The 15,749-nt window shown below is 66.7% G+C and carries 12 protein-coding genes; 5 read left to right on the top strand and 7 right to left on the bottom strand.

The features are described 5' to 3' along the window. Positions 1-1,237 (top strand): helicase-related protein (locus DA085_RS07660; RefSeq protein WP_272914480.1); only part of this gene is annotated, 1,237 nt, incomplete at its 5' end. Continuing rightward, a complete protein-coding gene (gene drmB, locus DA085_RS07655) occupies positions 1,234-3,156 on the top strand; it encodes a DUF1998 domain-containing protein (RefSeq protein ID WP_109472345.1) in 1,923 nt (640 codons plus the stop codon). The genes DA085_RS07660 and drmB, both read left to right, overlap by 4 nt. Here the strand turns inward: drmB and DA085_RS07650 are convergent. The 4 genes from DA085_RS07650 to DA085_RS21315 all read right to left on the bottom strand — a co-directional run bounded on the left by DA085_RS07650 (position 3,135) and on the right by DA085_RS21315 (position 8,292). Then, the gene (locus DA085_RS07650) at positions 3,135-3,593 is read right to left on the bottom strand and encodes a very short patch repair endonuclease (RefSeq protein WP_109472344.1); all 459 of its coding nucleotides are present in this window, start codon (positions 3,591-3,593) and stop codon (positions 3,135-3,137) included. The two genes, drmB and DA085_RS07650, sit on opposite strands and share 22 nt — an antisense overlap. Positions 3,594-3,998: 405 nt before the next feature. Next, positions 3,999-6,893: a vitamin B12-dependent ribonucleotide reductase gene (locus DA085_RS07645; protein WP_109472343.1), complete on the bottom strand. Its 2,895-nt coding sequence runs from the start codon at positions 6,891-6,893 to the stop codon at positions 3,999-4,001. A gap of 159 nt (positions 6,894-7,052) precedes the next feature. Further along, on the bottom strand, positions 7,053-7,541 hold the full coding sequence (gene nrdR / locus DA085_RS07640; protein WP_109472342.1) for a transcriptional regulator NrdR: 489 nt from the start codon (positions 7,539-7,541) through the stop codon (positions 7,053-7,055). A 226-nt stretch (positions 7,542-7,767) separates the two neighbouring features. After that, entirely contained in the window at positions 7,768-8,292 is a 525-nt protein-coding gene (locus DA085_RS21315) for a hypothetical protein (protein WP_202619140.1), read from the bottom strand. Positions 8,293-8,384: 92 nt separating this feature from the next. On the opposite strand from DA085_RS21315, the gene DA085_RS21990 reads away from it, so the two are divergent. Beyond that, entirely contained in the window at positions 8,385-8,639 is a 255-nt protein-coding gene (locus DA085_RS21990) for a winged helix-turn-helix transcriptional regulator (RefSeq protein ID WP_202619139.1), read from the top strand. Here DA085_RS21990 and DA085_RS07630 read toward each other — a convergent pair. Further along, positions 8,608-9,510 (bottom strand): SDR family oxidoreductase, encoded by a 903-nt coding sequence (locus tag DA085_RS07630; protein ID WP_109472341.1) that lies wholly within the window; start codon positions 9,508-9,510, stop codon positions 8,608-8,610. The genes DA085_RS21990 and DA085_RS07630 overlap by 32 nt on opposite strands. 398 nt (positions 9,511-9,908) lie before the next feature. On the opposite strand from DA085_RS07630, the gene DA085_RS07625 reads away from it, so the two are divergent. After that, positions 9,909-12,995 carry an amidohydrolase family protein gene (locus DA085_RS07625; RefSeq protein WP_202619138.1) on the top strand — a complete coding sequence of 1,029 codons (3,087 nt, stop codon included), beginning with the start codon at positions 9,909-9,911 and terminating at the stop codon, positions 12,993-12,995. An 85-nt stretch (positions 12,996-13,080) separates the two neighbouring features. On the opposite strand, the gene DA085_RS07620 is transcribed toward DA085_RS07625, so the two are convergent. Beyond that, positions 13,081-13,638, bottom strand: a complete 558-nt coding sequence (locus tag DA085_RS07620; RefSeq protein ID WP_109472339.1) for a glycine cleavage system transcriptional repressor — start codon at positions 13,636-13,638, stop codon at positions 13,081-13,083. A 60-nt stretch (positions 13,639-13,698) separates the two neighbouring features. Here DA085_RS07620 and DA085_RS07615 point away from each other — a divergent pair, with 60 nt between their 5' ends. Then, entirely contained in the window at positions 13,699-14,952 is a 1,254-nt protein-coding gene (locus DA085_RS07615; RefSeq protein ID WP_272914479.1) for an amidase, read from the top strand. Here DA085_RS07615 and DA085_RS07610 read toward each other — a convergent pair. Beyond that, positions 14,893-15,723, bottom strand: coding sequence for a GntR family transcriptional regulator (locus tag DA085_RS07610; RefSeq protein WP_161958446.1), 831 nt, complete (start codon positions 15,721-15,723; stop codon positions 14,893-14,895). The two genes, DA085_RS07615 and DA085_RS07610, sit on opposite strands and share 60 nt — an antisense overlap. Positions 15,724-15,749: the final 26 nt, after the last annotated feature.

Below are 15,749 nucleotides of genomic sequence, written 5' to 3'. Positions count from 1 at the left end.
ACCTCAACACGCCGCAAGACGGCCCATCCGTGGCGCCTCGCCCGCCACCCACGCACAAACCACCCCGACAAGCCCCTTCTTCAGCAGTCTCCTAGAGGAAGGACACTCCTTCTTCGCCGAGCCTGCCCGTATGGAAGATGGCCGTCGAGCACCTGGCCGCCGGTACCTCGGCGTCATGAGTCCCTCCCTCGGCTCGACTCAGACAGTCCAGGTGCGCGTGGCTACGGCGACACTCCAAGCCGGGCCCCAGATTCCCGACCCGGCTGACCGCGACGGCTACTGGACGAACTTGAACTTCCTGAACAGCCTGCGTGAACTCGGTAACACGCTTTCGTTGCTGGACTCCGACATTCCCGACTACCTCGTCGGGTTGCAGCGGCGTGACATGGTCACGCCGCGCTACCCACGAAACACCATGGAGTTGACTTCCCGGCGGCGCAGCGACGAGATCCCTAAGGCGATCGAGGAGTTGGAGTTCCGGCTGCCACATCCCGACTGTGCAGACGGCGCGAAGTGCGTTTCGGGCCGGTCCTGCCCGGAGAACGCCAAATGCGTTGATGTTTGCCTGGCGTCCAACATCATTGAGGTCGGCGTTGACATCGACCGGCTCGGCCTCATGACGATCGTCGGTCAGCCCAAGACCACCGCACAGTACATCCAGGTCAGCGGCCGAGTTGGCCGACATCCGCGCACCCCCGGCCTTGTCATTACCATCTACGGAGCAACCAAACCTCGTGACCGCAGTCACTACGAACGCTTCCGGACCTACCACCAGCAACTTTATGCACAGGTCGAGCCGACCTCCGTGACGCCGTTCGCCGAACCCGTCCTCAAACGGGCCCTGCACGCGGCAGCGATCTCTCGGATGCGGCAGGTCGACCCTGCACTTGAGCCAAGTCCCTTTCCGAAGGCGGCCTTCGCCGAGGCCGTCGCGCTACTTCGAGCCCGGGCTGATCTCGTCGACCCCGGAGAGTTGGCTGTCTTCGATCACTGGGTAGACGAGCGATCCCGCCAGTGGGACAAGGGCGAGCGAACGGCGTGGGCTGCAACCACTTACTTCAAGGGGGACCCCAAGCAGGGTCTCATGCGCCCTGCCGGCGAACTAGCGGATCCCGACAACAAGAACATCACCTGGGAAACACCAATGAGCATGCGAAGCGTCGATGCGGAGTGCCGCCTGGACGTCACGCTCGCCTACGTCAACGAAGACGTCGAAACCGAGGAGGCTCAGGCATGACGTCAGGCAGCATCCGGCGTGCCCAACTTGTATCGCCATTCGGAGTTGGAGCGATGAGCGTGCTGGTCGACGGCACATCCGTAATCACCGCGGGGCTCGACCACTGGTTCCCGAAGGACAATACCGATCTAGCCCTGGAGGACTTTACGGTCCACGACTGGCGTCTCGAGGCCCGGTTGAACGTCAAGGAGTTCCGCCTACCTCCGGACTGGCGCTCAGGCTACGGCGAAGATCGACGCAACGTTCGTCTCAGCGTACCTGTACTGCGCTTCCCGTGTTACGCATTCTGCATGTACTGCAAGCGCCTCAAGCGCGTGCCACCGAGTTTCCAGGAAGTCGTGCGCTGCGAGGACCCAGCGCACGCAGGCGGCAAGAGCAAGGGCCCACGCATGTCGCAGGTGCCGTTCGTGGCTCTGTGCGAGGACGGCCACATCGACGACTTCCCATTCCGCGAGTGGGTACACCGGTCACAGGACACCAACTGCACCGGTACGCTGCGCCTGTTCTCTACAGGCGGGGGTGGGCTGGAGGGCCAAGTAGTTCGATGCGGCTACGACGCCAAGAACAAGCGCGACGAACGCCGAGGTTGTGGCGCCTCTCGCTCACTCATGGGCATTACGATGGCGGGCCGTAAGGATGACGCTGGGGACGAGAGCACGGTCCTCACCCAAGATCTGCAAGGCCGTTCCAGGCCATACTTGTGCACCGGTGCGCGACCGTGGCTGCACGAGCCAGACGGGGCGTGCGATATGCCTGTGCGGGGTGCGCTGCGGGCGGCTGGGAACGTCTACTTCCCACGCGTCGAGTCCTCAATTTTCCTGCCTCAACAGGTTGGCGCGGTCAGCGGTGCGATGCGCGATCTGCTGCGTCGGCCCGATGTCGAGCCCGCCATTAACGCTGTCCACGCTTTCGCTGATGCGGCAGCTACCGCTGCGCAGATCCGGAATCTGATCCCTGCCGAACTTTTCGACTCGTACTCCGACGAGGAATTGCTCGCCGCCTACCGCGACCGCTTCGGCATCGGAGACGAACTGTCTGAGGACGACGACCCCGAGTCAGGCGATCTCGACATCTGGCGTTATCCCGAATTTAAGATGATCCGTGAGACACCGCAAGACGACGAGCTCCGGGCATCCGACCCTGGTGTCCATCCTGCACTTCAAGCTCACATCAAACGCGTCCGCAGTGTCACAGTGCTACGCGAGACGCGGGCCCTTCGCGGGTTCACCCGGGGTCGCGATGGCGAACTGAAGGTGCCGGAGGGTAAAGCGCTACTGCGGCGGCGACCGCTCTCGCCGGAGCGTGACTGGCTGCCCGCTTATGTCGTTAAGGGCGAGGGCATCTACTTCGAACTCGAATCCGACAAACTCGCCGCCTGGGAGGCACGGGGAGAGGTGCAAGCGCGGGCCGACCGCATAGCGAATCGCTACGGCCAGGTAATCACGGATCGCGGCGGACGACCCCGTGACATCGCGCCACGCATGGTCATGCTCCACACACTGGCACACCTACTGATCAACGAGTTGATCTTCAGCTGCGGCTACAGTTCGGCATCACTTCGCGAGCGACTCTACGTCTCGCGAAATGGAAGCCGCGACATGGCTGGCCTGCTTATCTATACGGCTGCAGGTGACTCCGAGGGCACCCTGGGGGGTCTGGTACGGATGGCTCAGCAGGAGCGCTTGAAGCCCGTCTTCACTTCAGCGCTCAATGATGCGAACTGGTGCTCTACCGATCCGGTTTGCATGGATGCCGGGGAAAGGGGCCAAGGGCCTGACTCATGCAACCTTGCCGCGTGTCATGGTTGCGCCTTGTTGCCGGAGACCAGTTGCGAAGAGTTCAATCGATTCCTCGACCGCGGTTTGGTTATCGGCACTTTCGATAACCCCAGCCTCGGCTATTTCTCTTCACTTATGTAGTGCTTGTATTGGTGCGACACAGCCTGCCGGATTCGCTCGGCGACGTCGGCAGCGTCTTCGTGCTCCCAGAATCGCAAGACGAGCCAACCTGAGGAACGAAGCCGTTGGGTCGTATCGACATCACGGGCCACGTTGGCAGCGATCTTTGTTGGCCAATAGTCGGCGTTATGGTTGAAGGTCGATCGGCCATGCTCCGGACAATCGTGCCAAAAGCAGCCGTCGATGAACACGGCAACACGCGCCCGTGTAAAGACAATGTCTGCAGTGCGGCGTAGGCCGGGATCTGGTGCCATCGCCACCCGGTATCGGAGTCCACGTCCGTGTAGGGCACGTCGGACTTCCAGTTCAGGTTTGGTGTCCCGTGCACGGTTGGCCTGCATATTGCGCCGACGCCCCGGGCTCGACGCCCACGAGCCTGTCCTCACGTGTGCCGCCATGACTTCTACGGTACTAGGCACGATGCTCAAGAACCTAGCGCGCGCCTATTGACAGATAGTTCATCGTACGCAGAACCGGCGAGATTGGCCGTGAGTCGGCATTGCCGAGGCGTTCCGAACAGGCACGACGGATCGCGTAGGCGTTTCCAGCACCAGGCCACCGCGAGGAGTCCCTTGCGGAGTGGCTGCACTGCAGCAAGCTACAAACCGTTCGCGAACCTATACTACGAAAGACTCGACCCGTTTAGCGAGATGTACCTGGCTCACAGGCAGAGCGCGAGACCGCACCGCCCACTGAAAAGACTGTTGCGTCGTGAGCCCTTCAGGATTCCGAGCTCCGCGAATGGCGCCGCCGTGGTGCGGGGGCCTCTGTGTGCAGCCCCGCACCACGGCGGAATCAGGGGGTCAGCTGCAGCCGCTGGTGGAGCCGCAGCCCTCGCAGACGTAGCAGGATCCGGCACGCTGCATCTTCGTCCCGCAAGTCATGCACATCGGGGCGTCGGCGGACTTGCCCTGGAACTTGTCCATGAGCTCGGCAGAAGAGCGGATCTCCGCATCGACTGCACGGACGGACGCGGCAGCGACGCCGGCCTTGTCCTCGACCTCGAGCTTCTCGGCCGCCTTCTTCGAGGACGGGGCGACGGACTGGCTGTAGGACTCCAGCTCGTCCTCCACCGACTCGTCGGCAGAGTCGTCCGAGCCCGCCCCGGCCAGGTAGGACCCGGTCTCCAGCTCACGGGCCCGCTCCTCCGCGGAGTGGATGCCCATGTAGTCGCGGGTCTCGAAGTCCAGGTAGTCCAGCGCCAGGCGACGGAAGACGTAGTCCATGATCGACTGCGACATCCGCACGTCCGGGTCGTCGGTCAGACCGGCCGGCTCGAACCGCAGGTTGGTGAACTTCTCCACGAAGGTCTCCAGCGGCACGCCGTACTGCAGGCCGATCGACACCGCGATCGAGAAGGCGTCCATCACGCCGGCCAGGGTGGAGCCCTGCTTGCCGAACTTCAGGAAGATCTCGCCCAGCGTCTCGTCGTCGTAGGTGCCGGCGGTGAGGTAACCCTCTGCGCCACCGACCGAGAACGACGTGGTCTGGCTGGTGCGGCGCTTGGGCAGGCGCTTACGGACGGGCCGGTACTCCACGACCTTCTCGACCTTGGCCTCGGCGGCCGCGGCGCTCTTGTCCTTGGCGGTTGAACCACCGTCGGACAGGGGCTGGCCAACTTTGCAATTGTCTCTATAAACGGCCAAAGCTTTCAGGCCCATCTTCCAGCCCTGCAGGTAGACCTCGCTGATCTCCTCGACGGTGGCGTCCTCCGGGAGGTTGACGGTCTTGGAGATCGCACCGGACAGGAACGGCTGCACCGCGGCCATCATCCGCACGTGGCCCATCGGCTTGATGGAGCGCTCCCCCATGGCCGTGTCGAAGATCTCGTAGTGCTCGGTCTTCAGGCCGGGGGCGTCGATGACGTGACCCTTGTCGGCGATGTGCTCGACGATCGCCTCGATGGTCTCCTCGGCATAGCCCAGCATCTTCAGCGCGCGCGGGATCGTCTGGTTGACGATCTGCATCGAGCCGCCGCCGACGAGCTTCTTGAACTTGACCAGCGAGAAGTCCGGCTCGATGCCGGTGGTGTCGCAGTCCATCATGAAGCCGATGGTGCCGGTCGGGGCCAGGACGGAGGCCTGGGCGTTGCGGTAGCCCTGCTTCTCCCCCACCTTGACGACGGCGTCCCAGGCCTTGGTGGCGGCCTTGTGGATGTCGGAGTCCATCCCGTGCAGTGTGCGGATCTCGTCGTTGGCGGCCTGGTGCTTGCGCATGACCCGCTTGTGCGCGTCGGCGTTCTGGGCGTAGCCGTTGTAGGGACCCACGACGCCGGCCAGCTCGGCGGAACGCTTGTAGGCGGCACCCGTCAGCAGCGACGTCAGCGAGGCAGCCAGCGCGCGGCCACCCTCGGAGTCGTAGCCGCGGCCGGTGGCCATCAGCAGGGCGCCGAGGTTGGCGTAGCCGATGCCCAGCTGGCGGAAGTTGCGGGTGGTCTCACCGATCGGCTCGGTCGGGAAGTCGGCGAAGCAGATCGAGATGTCCATCGCCGTGATGACCAGCTCGGCGACGGCCTGGTACTTCACGACGTCGAAGGAGTTGTCCTCGCGCAGGAACTTCAGCAGGTTGAGCGAGGCCAGGTTGCACGAGGAGTTGTCCAGCGACATGTACTCCGAGCAGGGGTTGGACGCGGTGATCCGGCCGGTCTCGGGGTTGGTGTGCCAGTCGTTGATGGTGTCGTCGTACTGGATGCCCGGGTCGGCGCACTCCCAGGCGGCCTTGGCCATCTTGTTGAACAGCTCGCGGGCGTCGACGGTCTCGATGACCGAGCCGTCCTCGCGGGAGCGCAGACCGAACTCCTGGCCCTCCTCGACCGCGCGCATGAACTCGTCGGAGACGCGGACCGAGTTGTTGGCGTTCTGGTACTGCACGGACACGATGTCCTTGCCGCCCAGGTCCATGTCGAAGCCGGCGTCACGCAGCGCGCGGATCTTGTCCTCCTCGCGCGCCTTGGTCTCGATGAACTCCTCGATGTCGGGGTGGTCCACGTCGAGCACGACCATCTTGGCCGCGCGACGGGTCGCGCCGCCGGACTTGATGGTGCCCGCGGAGGCGTCGGCACCACGCATGAAGGAGACCGGGCCGGAGGCGGTGCCACCGGAGGACAGCAGCTCCTTGGAGGAGCGGATGCGGGAGAGGTTCAGGCCGGCACCGGAGCCGCCCTTGAAGATGAAGCCCTCCTCCTTGTACCAGTTGAGGATGGAGTCCATGGAGTCGTCCACGGAGAGGATGAAGCACGCGGAGACCTGCTGCGGCGACTTGGTGCCGACGTTGAACCACACCGGGGAGTTGAAGCTGAAGATCTGGTGCACCAGAGCGTAGGTCAGCTCGTGCTCGAAGATCTCGGCGTCCTCCTCGGTGGCGAAGTAGCCGTGCTCCTTGCCCGCCTTGACATAGGTCAGCACGACCCGGTCGACGAGCTGCTTCAGGCCCTGCTCGCGGGCCTCGGTGCCGAGGGCCCCGCGGAAGTACTTGGTGGTGACGATCGTCGAGGCGTTCGCCGACCAGAAGTCGGGGAACTCGACGCCGCGCTGGTCAAAGATGGTCTCGCCCGTCTTCCAGTTCTGCTGGACGACGTCGCGCTTCTCCCAGGTCACCTCGTCATAGGGGTGCACGCCGGGTGTGGTGTAGATGCGCTCGATCTTCAGGCCCTTGCCGGCCCTACGCGAACGGGACCGTGCCGCGCTCGTCTCCGTCATAATCCTGACTCCTCTGGTGTGTGCTGACCTGTTGATTTCAACGTCGTGTGCTGTTCATCTCGTCCTGCTCCAGTGGCTCCCCACCACCGTCCCACCGCCCACCGACAGTCCCTCGCTCACGGGACCGAAACCCTCGGTGACCTGCAGGAATGACCTGCCTTACGGCATACTCCCCGCCGTGTCGGACTGCTGCTCCGCCGCGTCCCGCTCGGTCCGCAGCAGCGTGATCGCCCCCTCGAAGTCCTCCAGGGAGTCGAACGCCTGGTAGACGCTCGCGAACCGCAGGTAGGCCACCTCGTCCAGGCACCGCAGCGGCGCCAGGATCGCCAGCCCCACCTCGTGGGCGTCGACCTCGGCCTGCCCCTGGGAGCGGATGGTCTCCTCGACCTGCTGCCCCAGGATCTGCAGTGCGTCCTCGGTCACCGGCCGCCCCTGGCAGGCCTTGCGCACTCCGGCGAGCACCTTGTCGCGGCTGAACGGCTCGGTCGCGCCGGAGCGCTTGATGACCGAGAGGGTGGCCGTCTCGAGCGTGCCGAACCGGCGCCCGCACTCGGGGCACTGGCGGCGGCGACGGATGACGGTCCCGTCCTCCTGCACGCGGCTGTCGACCACTCTGGAGTCCGTATGCCGACAGAACGGACAGTGCATCTCGGGCCTCCTGCGGTGGTCGGGTCGGGGTGTTCCTGCTGGTCGTGCCTGTGCGTTGTGCTGGGGACGACCTGTGGATGACGTGTGGGTCACGCCTCCAGCCTGTGCACAACATGTGGACGAACCACAGGGTTGTAACTACTAGATATAGGGATCTTAGGCACGGTCGGACACAAGACGCAACAGGGGCGCGCTGGCAATTGTGGGACTGGTGTGACGCCGCAGGTCAGCGCCCTGCGGCGACTTTCCCGACCGGCGTGGCGACCCGCCGGGCGCCGGGCGCGGTCCAGTCAGCCTGCCACGCGGCATACACAGAGATGGCGTGCAGGGCGAGGGTGAAGGGCACCCCGAAGGTGGGGATCAGACTCATCGGCAACTGCCCCATGACGCCCGGGCCCGCCGCGCCGCCGGAGAGCACGCCGACCGAGGTCGGCGAGTACAGGATGCCGAGGGTGATCGCGGCGAGCAGGTCGATGATCCCGAAGGCTGTCCAGCCGAGGTAGGCGACCCGCCCGGCCCTCCCGCGACCCAGGATGAACGCCGCGACGAACGGGGCCGTCACCCCCACGGCGACGTCTCCGTAGCTGGCCGGGAGGGCGAACCCTCCGGGCAGCGCGCCGACGGACCACAGCGCCAGGAAGGCGAGGCCGACCGCCCGCCAGGTCTGCAGCAGGGTGAGGGTCCGCAGGTCGAGGGACCGGACCCAGTTGCGGAACCGCGCCGACCGCGCCAGGAGGGCGAGGACCAGCACCGGCGGTATGCCGATCGCCGCACCGAGGGCGATCGGCGGCCCCGGCGTTCCGACTGTGCCGTTGCCAGCACGCTCGACCTCGTCGGCGACCGGTGGTCGCTGCTCGTCGTGCGCGACACGCCGGGATCATCGAACCGACGCGCTACAGCGACCGCCCGGCGCGCTACAGCTACCGGCTGAGCGAACAGGGCCGCGCCCTGGGCCCGGTGGTTGACGCGCTGGCGGACTGGGGGGTGGCCCACCTGCCGGACACCCGACGCCGTGAGGCCGCGCCCACCAGGGCGCTGGGGACACCGCCCGCGAAGTCTGGTCGACTCAGGCCGTCGGGTTCTGCGCAGCCTCAGTGATGAAGGAGGTCGCACCGCGTGGTTCGATGCCCGCCGCCCGCAGCGGCGCGTCGTCCCACGCGCTGGGGTGGGTGTCGTAGAACCTGGCCATGCCCATGAGGGACGCGACCTCCGGCTTGAGCCGCCACAGCGTCCGGGAGCCCAGGGTCAGGGCGGGCCGTGGCACATGCCGGGTTTTGAGCGTCTGCCCCGTCGCCGCGGCGAACGCCGCGACCACCTGGTTGCGCGTCAGGGCCTCCGCACCACCGACCTCGACGACTGCTGGCGGGTCCGCCGCCACCGCGAGGTGGGCACACAGTGCCCCGATGTCGTCCGTCGCGACATAGCGGTGAGCTGTCTCGCCCCGTCCGAAGATGACCGCCTTCCCGGCAGCCGGGTCGATCCCGGCCACCGGGGTGAGCCAGACGTCCATGAACATGTCGGGGCGGACGATCACGGTCTGCATCCGCGTGGCCCGCAGGGCCTCCTCCGCCTCCCACTTCGCCCTGGCGAGGGGAGCACTGCGCTCCATGCCCTTCCCCAGCCCGGCGACCGACACGAACACGAACCGGCCCACTCCGGCCGTCTCGGCCGCTCGGATCAGGTTGCGGTTTCCGGCGCCGTCGACGTCGGCGATCCTGAGGTCCTTCTCACCGGCGAGGATCCGGCTGACCGCGTTGGCAGTCGTGACCACCGTGTCCACTCCCTGCAGGGCAGCGAGGAGGGTCTCCGGCTCCCGCAGGTCGCCGCGGGCGACCTCTGCCCCCAGGCCCTCGAGCTCGCTGGCATCGGACGCTGGACGGACCAGGGCGCGCACCTGTTGACCGTCTGCCAGCAGGGCGCGCACGACCCTGCTCCCTAGTTGACCGGTGGCACCACTGACCAGGATCATGACGGCTCCTCAGCGCCGGGGCCGGCCGATTCTGTGGGCCCGTCATGCCTCTGCGTGTGACCGAAAGCGTACTCCGGGGCGTCGTCCGGCAACAGCCTCTCGGGAACTCCCCTGCGTTTCGGCCCGACCGGCTGCCCGCTCGTCGAACCCCCACCGCCACAGAGCGCTGGGCCCGAGCCACTCGTCGCTTGCCCATGTCATGTCGATGACCTTTGTGGCATGGCGCTCAACAGTGAGGAGGGTCCTTGCATCACTTTCGTCGAGAAAGGATTCGCCTCATGCACGCTTCACCCCGAAGAAGCCGCGTGACTGTGCTGATCGCAGGTGCCACATCCTTGGCGCTTGCGCCGGCGCTTGCTGCCAGCGGCCAGCTCCCCGCCGCGGACACTGCCCCGTCGGTGTCGCCCCAACCCGCCGAGGTCGAGGTGACCGAAGGCACGAACATCGCCGCCGCCCATGCCCCGGACGGATCAACGGTGATCGACCTCCACGGCATCCTCTACTCCGTTCCACCAGGGGGCGGAGAGGCGCAAGCGCTGACCACCCCGTTGCAGGAGACCGCGAGGCCTGACGTCGCCCCCGACGGCAGGCTCGCCTTCCAGGCGTATGCCGGCGGCCAGTTCCACATCTGGACCGCCGGAGCGGACGGCTCGGACCCGCAGCAGGTGACGACGGGCCAGTTCGACCACCGAGAGCCTCGGTGGTCTGCGGACGGCCAGGAGATCGTGTTCTCCTCCGACCGGGGAGGCAGCTACGACATCTGGTCGATCGACGTCGCCAGCGGCGAGCTCACCCAGTGGACGACGGACGGCGGGCAGGAGTTTGAACCGAGCTTCTCACCCGACGCCGACGAGGTCGTCTACGTCGGAGGCAACGAGATCTGGCGCACCGACCGCGCTGGCGACAGCGAGCTCGTCGTGCCGGCTCCCGACGGGAGGGCGACCGTGCACTCCCCCTCGGTGGGTCCGGACGGCGAACAGGTCGCCTGGATCCAGCGGGACGGCACGGTTGCCGACCTCATGATCGATGACAGGCAGCTCACCGACGGTGAGGACGTCTTCCTCTTCACCCCGGACTGGGTGGACGACTCCACCCTGCTCTACACGACCGACGGCGGCGTCAGGACCCGCGACATCGGGGCCGAGGAGTCGACGGCGATTCCCTTCGCCGCCACCATCAGCCTGGAGGGTGGCGACTACGAGAAGAAGGCTCACGACTTCGACTCGCGCAAGAAGCGCGACCTCGCCGGTGTCCTGACCCCGCAGCTGTCCCCCGATGGCGAGTCCGTCCTCTTCGTTGCGCTCAACGACCTGTGGCTGATGCCCATTGACGGCAAGCCGGAGCAGCTGACCGACGACGACTTCCACGAGGTCAATCCGGTCTTCTCCCCGGACGGCACACAGATTGCCTACTCCTCGGACCGGGCCGGCACCGAGGACATCTACATCCGCAACCTCGAGGACGGGTCCGAACGGCGGGTCACCGCGATGGACTCGGCGGAGGTCTCCGCGTCCTTCTCGCCGGACGCGAGCCAGCTGGCTTTCCAGGACCAGACCGGGGCGACCTATGTCCTCGACCTGGCGAGCGGGGAGGCTCGTGAGCTGGTGCCTTCCGTCTTCGGCCCTGGACGGCCGACGTGGTCCGCTGACGGTTCCACGATCGCCTTCGCTGCCGTCAAACAGTACTCCGAGCGGTTCCGCGAGGGGACGAGCCAGATCCTGACGGTCGATGTGGAGACGGGACTGCAACAGTTCTACGCTCCCGGCGCCGAGCACGACTCGATCTCCACGCGGGGCGACGACGGGCCGGTCTGGTCTCCCGACGGGTCGTCGATGCTCTTCGTCGAGGGTTCGACCCTGAAGTCCATGCCGGTCGACTCCTCGGGTCAGCCGACGGGACCGCCTCGCCAGATCAACGACGAGGTCGCTGATGCGCCCTCGTGGAGCGGTGACTCCACGCAGGTGCTCTACCTGTCCAACGGCGACCTCCGGCTCGCGGACGCGGAGACGGGCGAGGCCAGGACCATCGACGTGCCACTCACGGTGCGCCCGGACATCCAGACCGGACGTACGGTCATCCACGCCGGCGCCTTCTGGGACGGAGAGTCTCGTGACCTGCGCGAGGACGTCGACATCACCGTGATCGGCAACCGGATCCACAGCATCGAGCCCCACCACCGGTCGCACCATGGTGGAGAGGTCATCGACGCCTCCGGGCTCACGGTGATGCCTGGCCTGATGGACTCACACGTCCACCAGGCCTACGAGTCACGGTTCTTCGGTGACCGCCAGGGCCGGATCAGTCTGGCGTACGGCATCACCTCGACGCTGTCGGTCGGCGACCAGGTCTACCGGGCCATGGAGGACAGGGACTCCCTCGATGCCGGCGAGCGGGTCGGCCCACGGTTCTACGCGACCGGTGAGCCGATCGACGGGTCAAGGGTCTACTACAACTTCATGCGTCCCACCAGCACCGACGAGGATGTCCAGCGTGAGCTGACCCGGGCTGAGGCGCTGGACTACGACTTCCTGAAGACGTATGTGCGCCTCCCTGCCTCCCGCATGGCCACGGTCATCGACGAGGCGCATCGCCTCGGGGTCCCATCCTCGTCCCACTACCTGTCGCCAGGTGCCCTGGTGGGTCAGGACGGAACCACGCACCTTGCCGCGACCCAGCGTCTGGGCTTCGCCCGGACCATCACGGCCACCGGCTTCAGCTACGCCGATGTGCCGGCGCTGTACGGGGAGGGCGAGCGGACAGTCACAACCACGATGTTCACCACGGACTTCCTCCGCGCTGACGAGGTGGCCGAGGACCCGCGCCTGCCGCTGCTGCCGCCGTGGAAGCGGGAGTCGCTGCTGGAGCGGGTGGCGGACAACGTCACGGAGCCGGTCGACCCGCTGTGTGAGACCGCTCCGTGCCAGGAGGCCCAGACATTCCAGAGGATCGCCCAGGAGGGCGGCGTCGTGCTCGTGGGCACCGACTCACCTCTGGACAACGTCGGGCTCGGTGTGCACGCCAACCTGCAGGAGATGGTCGGCTACGGCTGGGACCCGTATGACGCGTTGCGGGCAGCGATCGTCAACCCCTCAGAGTACCTCGGCGTGTCCGAGGACGTGGGCAGCCTGGCGCCGGGCAAGGTCGCTGACCTGATCGCGGTCGACGGCAACCCGCTGGAGGACATCGAGGCGGCCGCCCGGGTCGAGCTCACCATGGTCGGCGGCAAGGCCTACACGCAGGACGAGCTGATGGCCCCGTTCACAGGGGTGGCACCGCTCGAGGACACGCCGAGGACCTCGGACGAGGCCCTTCCGGCGGCCACCGTCACGGAGCGGGCTGACCGGTCCGTGACGGAGAGGTACTGGTGGCACGATCCTGAGATCGTGGCCGAGCAGTACGCCCACGCCTGCGACGCCTACGAGGCCCTGGAGCACCAGCGCTCCAGCTCGTGGGCCAGCGGCGACGGCGATCGGCACGACCACTAGAAGGACCACACGTGTGCCCCGGCTCTCCCCAGAGCCGGGGCACACGTGTGTGTGGGCTGCCTCCGAGACCGCAGGCCCGAGACACCTACGCCTCGTCAGGTACCTCGCCCCAGGCCGGCCCGTCGCGGCCGTCGTCGATCTGGATGTCGAGTTTCAGCTCTGCGGAGAGCTCGTCCAGGGACGAGCGCACGGCAGCAAGGTCCTGTCCCTCGGCCAGACCGACGACCGCCACGGCCTCGAAGAGCCGGTCACCGCTCATCGGCGCGTCGCTGGTCGAGGTGTGGAGCTCCTCGATGCTCAGGCCCTGCGCAGCAAGGGCCTTGGTCACCTCACGCACGATGCCGGGCTGGTCGTGACCGACCACGAGCAGCCCGACCGACTCGACAGCAGGTCCCGCCGCCGCTTCACTGTCGGCTGCGGACACGTCGACGACGCCCACCTCGCTCAGTCCCTGTAGCGCTGTCGTGAGGGCCTGCACCCGCTCGGAGTCCACCTCGATGAGCACGGCACCGGCGAACTTGCCGGCCAGCCGTCCCATCTGGCTCTCCAGCCAGTTCCCGCCGTGCTCGGCGACCGCACTCGCGAGCTCGGCGACCAGACCGGGCCGCTCATCGGCAATGACGCTGACCACAAGTTTGCGCATAGTCGGCAGGCTACCGTCAGCGACTGGCTACGGTAGGGCTGGCGATGGATCACGGAGTGTGTGACGCATCGCCGCTCTGAAGTGGACTCGCATGAGGGAGGTTGGGTGACACACCACGTCTCCCAGGCTGCGTTTGTGCCGCACGACATCGACGAAGCCGTGGTGGGTTCGTCGACCGGGCCGCTCTCGGGACTGACGGTGGCCGTCAAGGACATGTTCGACATCGCCGGGTCGCGAACCAGTGGAGGGAGTCCGGCATGGAGGGATGCGCATCCTCCAGCGGGCGAGCACGCCGGCGCGGTACGTAGCCTTCTCGATGCCGGCGCGACCATCATCGGCAAAACGGTGTGTGATGAGTTCTTCTACTCAATCACCGGCTCGAATGCACACTTTGGCACTCCCATTAATCCTCGAAGCCCTGACCGCATTCCTGGCGGGTCCTCCAGCGGCTCTGCCTCTGCCACTGCCTCCGGAGCGTGTGACCTTGCCATTGGAAGTGACACCGGCGGCTCGGTCCGGATCCCGGCGGCACACTGCGGCATCTACGGGATCAGGACCACCAAGGATCGGTTTGACTTCACCGGGGCGATGACCATGGCCCCCTCTTTCGACGCGGGAGGTTGGTTCGCCTCCAGCGCGGGGGTGCTGCGGCAGGCAGGGCCCGTCCTGCTGCGCGGCCCGGGCCAGCTCGCCCAGGTTCGTGCCGTCCTCGTCCTGGATGAGGTGCGTGAGGCCGCCACCGACCCTGTGACCCGCGTCGTCACGGATGCTTTGCGGGCAACCTCTTCCCTCATGCCGGCTGCCTCGCGGGCGAACCTGGCGGGCGCACACCTGGACGACTGGCGCGAAGCCATGCGGGTAGTCCAGGCCCACGAGGTGTGGGAGACGTTCGGTGAGTTCGTCACCTCGAGACAGCCGACCCTGGGTCCTGGGATTCGCGAGCGGATGCTCCTGGCCTCAGGGATCAGTGACCACGACGCCGCAGAAGCCAGGAGCGTGCTGCGGGAGGCCACACATCGGATGGAGAGCCTCACACCGGTGGGCACCGTGATCGCCCTCCCGACGACGCCGGATCTCGCGCCCCTGCTGGACTCCACCGCGCAGGAGTTGGAGAGCTACCGCGTCAATGCCATGCGTCTGGTCTGTATGGCAAGCATCTCAGGGCTTCCCCAGGTCAGTCTGCCCCTGGGCATGCTCAACGGGGCACCCGTTTCGCTGTCGCTCATCGGGTGGCGCGGTGGCGACGAAGCCCTCCTAGACCTGGCCGTCGCCCTGAGTCCGCTCGCCGGAAGCATCATCCACACGACGGCCTGACTCCGCACCGGCAGCCGTGGCTGAGTCACGGACCGTGCTCTGGTGGGTCCCGATGAGGCTCGCATCGAAGTGGGCCGCTTCGGGCACCGCTTTCATGATGGCCAACGGGTGGGCCCGACCGTCGGTCGAGCGCATGATGGACAGCGAGGTCCGCAGGAGGTGCTGCGTCAGCTCCTCTGCGGCCAGGTCACCGTCCTGCAGCATCGCAGCGTCACAGATCAACCGGTGCTCGTCGTTCGTCCGCTCGAGGGTGCCTACGTGCATCGCGCCCGTCATGTACTCGCGGCGGTATCGCTCGGCCTGGTCCCAGAGGTCACTGACGGCGCGCTGCAGGCGGTCACCGCAGCGCGCCGTCAACCCGAGGTGGAACCGCCGGTGCGCCACCTGGAACCGATCGAAATCCTTCTCAGCCAGAGCAGCGACGCTCTGTCCCAACGCGTCCCGGACGGCCTCGCGCTCCTCGACGGACAGGTACGGCACGGACACGCGCAGAGCGAGCGGCTCCAGGGTCAACCGCATCGCGTAGAGCTCGTCGAGGTCAGCGAGACTGACCTCTGACACGACCATCCGACGGTTGAAGTCCGAGGTCACAAGCCCTTCGGCCTCGAGCCGGCGGAGCCCCTCCCGCAGGGGTGTCCTACTGACTCCCAGCTCTGCAGCGAGGCGGACCTGGGACACCACCGAGCCCGGTGCCAGGCCACCGGCGAGGATGGCCGCCCGAATCGCCTCGTAGGCGTACTCCGCGGAGCGCGACTGCTGTGGCTTGCTCACCAAGGTCCTCCTCCCTCTGCCGGTTG

It is taken from the genome of Ornithinimicrobium cavernae, from assembly GCF_003121625.1.
GTDB classification, from domain to species: Bacteria; Actinomycetota; Actinomycetes; order Actinomycetales; family Dermatophilaceae; genus Ornithinicoccus; species Ornithinicoccus cavernae.
Note: the sequence above shows the minus strand (reverse complement) of the source record. Positions and strands in the feature narration are given on the sequence as shown.

Coding starts and splice junctions, on each gene's coding strand:
- DA085_RS07645 (WP_109472343.1), bottom strand. CDS start 6,893: ATGACGGAGACGAGCGCGGCACGGTCCCGTTCGCGTAGGGCCGGCAAG.
- DA085_RS07650 (WP_109472344.1), bottom strand. CDS start 3,593: ATGGCGGCACACGTGAGGACAGGCTCGTGGGCGTCGAGCCCGGGGCGT.
- DA085_RS07620 (WP_109472339.1), bottom strand. CDS start 13,638: ATGCGCAAACTTGTGGTCAGCGTCATTGCCGATGAGCGGCCCGGTCTG.
- drmB (WP_109472345.1), top strand. CDS start 1,234: ATGACGTCAGGCAGCATCCGGCGTGCCCAACTTGTATCGCCATTCGGA.
- DA085_RS07630 (WP_109472341.1), bottom strand. CDS start 9,510: ATGATCCTGGTCAGTGGTGCCACCGGTCAACTAGGGAGCAGGGTCGTG.
- nrdR (WP_109472342.1), bottom strand. CDS start 7,541: ATGCACTGTCCGTTCTGTCGGCATACGGACTCCAGAGTGGTCGACAGC.